Raw genomic sequence first — 3,546 nt, forward strand, 5'->3', positions numbered from 1 at the left:
ATTGCATCCAGCGCCGCTTCTCCAGCACGTGACATTAATTTTGCTGGGGAAATGTTATGTTGCTCCGTAACGATACGTTCCAGTTCACGGGTTTGCTCAGCAGTGTAGAGTTCATGTGGCAAGGTCGACATAAAATAATATCCCGATGAAAAAATTCAGTTCTTTATAATAGCCCGCATGGCCGATCCAAATACAGTGCAGTTCTCCCGTGCGCTCCTTGCAGATATGCAAATCTGGGCGCGTTCGCTGGGCTTTCAACAGCTAGGGGTCAGTGATATTGACTTGTCTGTCGCAGAAGATCAATTACAACACTGGCTGGCACGCGGATTTCATGGCGAAATGGACTTCATGCAACGTCATGGCAGCTTGCGGAGCCATCCTGAAGAATTAGTGCCTGGCACGGTTCGTGTGATTACGGCGAGAATGGATTACTGGCCGGAAACCGCGGCCGATGCCTGGCAGGTGATGGGGAACAGTGAACTTGGTTTTGTTTCCCGTTATGCCCTGGGCCGGGATTATCACAAATTGATACGTAAGCGTTTACTCCGCCTTTCACAAAGAATTGAAGAGGCTGTTGGGGAAATGGGCTATCGTGTATTCACCGACAGTGCCCCAGTGATGGAAAAGGCATTGGCACAGAAATCCGGTCTGGGCTGGATAGGCAAGCATACTAATGTATTAAACCGTCAAAATGGTTCGTATTTTTTCCTGGGGGAAATTTACACTGATCTGCCTCTGCCGTTAACCGAACCGGTATCCGAGCATTGTGGCAGTTGTACTGCGTGCATTGATATCTGTCCGACTCAGGCCATTGTCGCGCCTTATGAACTGGATGCCCGCCGTTGTATTTCCTATCTGACCATTGAGCTGCGTGGCAGCATTCCAATTGAATTCCGCTCAATGATGGGCAATCGTATTTATGGCTGTGATGACTGTCAGCTGGTTTGCCCGTGGAACAAGTTTGCTCAGATGACCACGGAATCAGCCTATCTGCCGCGACAAGGTCTGGATGCGCCACAGTTAGTCGATTTGTTTGGCTGGACAGAACAGGAATTTCTGCAGCGACTGGAAGGCAGTCCAATACGACGTATTGGCTATGAATGCTGGTTGCGTAATATTGCAGTTGCCCTGGGGAATGCTCAGACTAGTGACAGTGTGTTGGCAGCATTAAATAACCGGGCAGGGCATCCTTCCGAGTTAGTTCGCGAACATGTGCTTTGGGCCTTGGCGCAACACCAACGATTGTCATAACTTTGTCACGCCGTCGCATTAAGTTGTCTTTTTAGTGATGGAGTTATCCGCTACGGAATAGGTCAGAACCACTCGTGTGATAAATACATTCAGGAAAAAGCATGTTGGAAAACAGCTTCGATAATCTTATACAGAAACAACTCAGCCGCCGTTCTGTGCTGCAATTTGGTTTGGGAGCGATGCTCGCATCGGCTATGCCATTGTCTTCTGCGGCAACCATATTGCAGCTTCATCCTCAATTAATGGGCTTTAAAGCGATTTCTGTGGCGGATTTACTGGATGAAGTGGTGGTGCCGGAAGGCTATCGGGCAGAAGTATTTTACCGCTGGGGCGATCCAGTTTCTGACGGTCCTGTGTTCAATATGGATGCCAGTAATTCGGCGGCAGAACAGGCTCTTCAGGCCGGCATGCATCATGATGCGATTCATTTTTATTCCTTGCCTGCCGATTCAGCCAACTCGGATCACGGTTTGCTGGTGATGAACCATGAATACCTGGATCTGGATGTCATTCACACTGATGGCAGCCATACACATGCTCCAGAAACCTATACGGCTGACAAGGTCGTCAAAGAACAAAACGCGCATGGTGTGTCGCTGATTGAGGTCAAGCGTGATAATGGTCAATGGCAAATTGTCCGGCCGTCAAAATATGCACGGCGTCTGACGGCGAACAGCGAAATGCAGATAAGCGGCCCGGCGGCGGGGCATGATTTGTTGAAAACCCATGCCGATCCTGAAGGCAAAAATGTGTTGGGTACATTAAATAACTGCGCCAATGGCAAAACTCCGTGGGGGACTTATCTCACCTGCGAAGAGAATTTTCATTACTACTTTGTTTTTGATCCAAAACATCCAAGGGACGCTGAGACTGAACGACGTTGGAAGCGTTACAAATTAGGGTTCAGTTATTACGGCTGGCAGCAGTTTGATTCACGTTTTGATCTGGATAAAGAACCCAATGAAGCCAATCGTTTTGGCTGGGTGGTTGAATTTGATCCCTACGATCCACAGAGTATTCCGGTTAAACGCACTGCACTTGGCCGTTTTGCTCATGAAAATGTCGCCATCAAAGTTGCCGCCGATAATCGTATTGCCTGTTATTCCGGTGATGATGCCCGCTTTGAATATATCTATAAGTTTGTCACCCGTGACAGCTGGGATGGCACCCCGGGCGCACACCATGGCAAATTGCTGGATGAAGGCGTGTTATTCGTTGCCCGATTTGATGACGAAGGTATTGGGGTCTGGTTACCTTTAATATATGGGCAGAATGGTCTGATCCCGGAAAATGGATTTAGTGATCAGGGTGATGTGTTAATTCATGCCCGGGCCGCGGCTGACCAGTTAGGGGCCACCAAAATGGATCGTCCGGAATGGATCACCGTGCATCCTGAGACAGGCGAGGTATTTGTCTCACTGACCAATAACAGTGAACGCAGTGAAACCAATCCGGCTAACCCCCGACAGCCAAATTTATATGGGCATCTGCTTCGGTTTAATGAGGTCGATGCCACTTCCACCGAATTTACTTGGGAGGTGTTTGTACTGGCAGGCGGGGAAGAGCATGGTGCGACTATCAACGGAGATATTTTTGCTAACCCCGATGGTTTGATGATTGATCAGCGAGGCCTGCTGTGGGTACAAACCGATATCAGCTCAAGCAAAATGAATGAAGGCGAATTTGCTCAGTTTGGTAACAATCAAATGTTGGCAGTAAATCCGGCTACTGGCGAAACCAGACGTTTTCTTACCGGGCCGGTGGGATGTGAAGTTACCGGCGTCACCATAACGCCCGACATGAAAACCATGTGGGTCAATATTCAACATCCCGGTGAGATGCCAGCGGTTTTAGAAAAGCGTGGCATTGTGAAATCCCCCCAAAACCCCAGCGCCGCCAGCAACTGGCCGGATCATCTGCCTAATGGCCGACCTCGTTCCGCTACCGTGTTAATCACTAAAGAGGATGGTGGGGTGATAGGGACGTGATTCTGAGTGATTTACCACAGAGGCACGTAGGGCAGAAAGGTTTAAAAGCTATTTATCCGCAGATTACGCAGTTGGACACAGATTAATTGAGAGCAACTTTGATCTAAACTCGCTTCATAAATCATCACGATTGGTGAATTCAAAAAACTTCCGTGGGGTGGCGCGAGGCAGGAAGCCCAACAATCACATCATCTATGTCGGGTTACGCTGCCGCTAACCCGACCTACATTTTTTATTAATCTTTGTGTGCTCTGTGTCTCTTTGGTTAATCCAAAAAAATCTGCGCCCATCTGCGTAATCTGCGGAT

Annotated in this window: 2 protein-coding genes; both read left to right on the forward strand. The window is 48.7% G+C overall.

The genetic code is table 11. The features are described from left to right. Window positions 1–177: 177 nt before the first annotated feature. Window positions 178–1,251 carry a tRNA epoxyqueuosine(34) reductase QueG gene (queG, locus tag B3O33_RS02115; RefSeq protein WP_292361962.1) on the forward strand — a complete coding sequence of 358 codons (1,074 nt, stop codon included), beginning with the start codon at window positions 178–180 and terminating at the stop codon, window positions 1,249–1,251. A 101-nt stretch (window positions 1,252–1,352) separates the two neighbouring features. Then, window positions 1,353–3,239 (forward strand): PhoX family protein, encoded by a 1,887-nt coding sequence (locus B3O33_RS02120; protein ID WP_292361963.1) that lies wholly within the window; start codon window positions 1,353–1,355, stop codon window positions 3,237–3,239. Window positions 3,240–3,546: the final 307 nt, after the last annotated feature.

It is taken from the genome of Methylophaga sp. UBA1464 (assembly GCF_002325665.1).
Classification (GTDB): Bacteria; Pseudomonadota; Gammaproteobacteria; order Nitrosococcales; family Methylophagaceae; genus Methylophaga.

Excerpts from the sequence above, each read along its gene's own strand:
- queG (WP_292361962.1), top strand. The coding sequence starts at position 178 with ATGGCCGATCCAAATACAGTGCAGTTCTCCCGTGCGCTCCTTGCAGAT.
- B3O33_RS02120 (WP_292361963.1), top strand. The coding sequence starts at position 1,353 with ATGTTGGAAAACAGCTTCGATAATCTTATACAGAAACAACTCAGCCGC.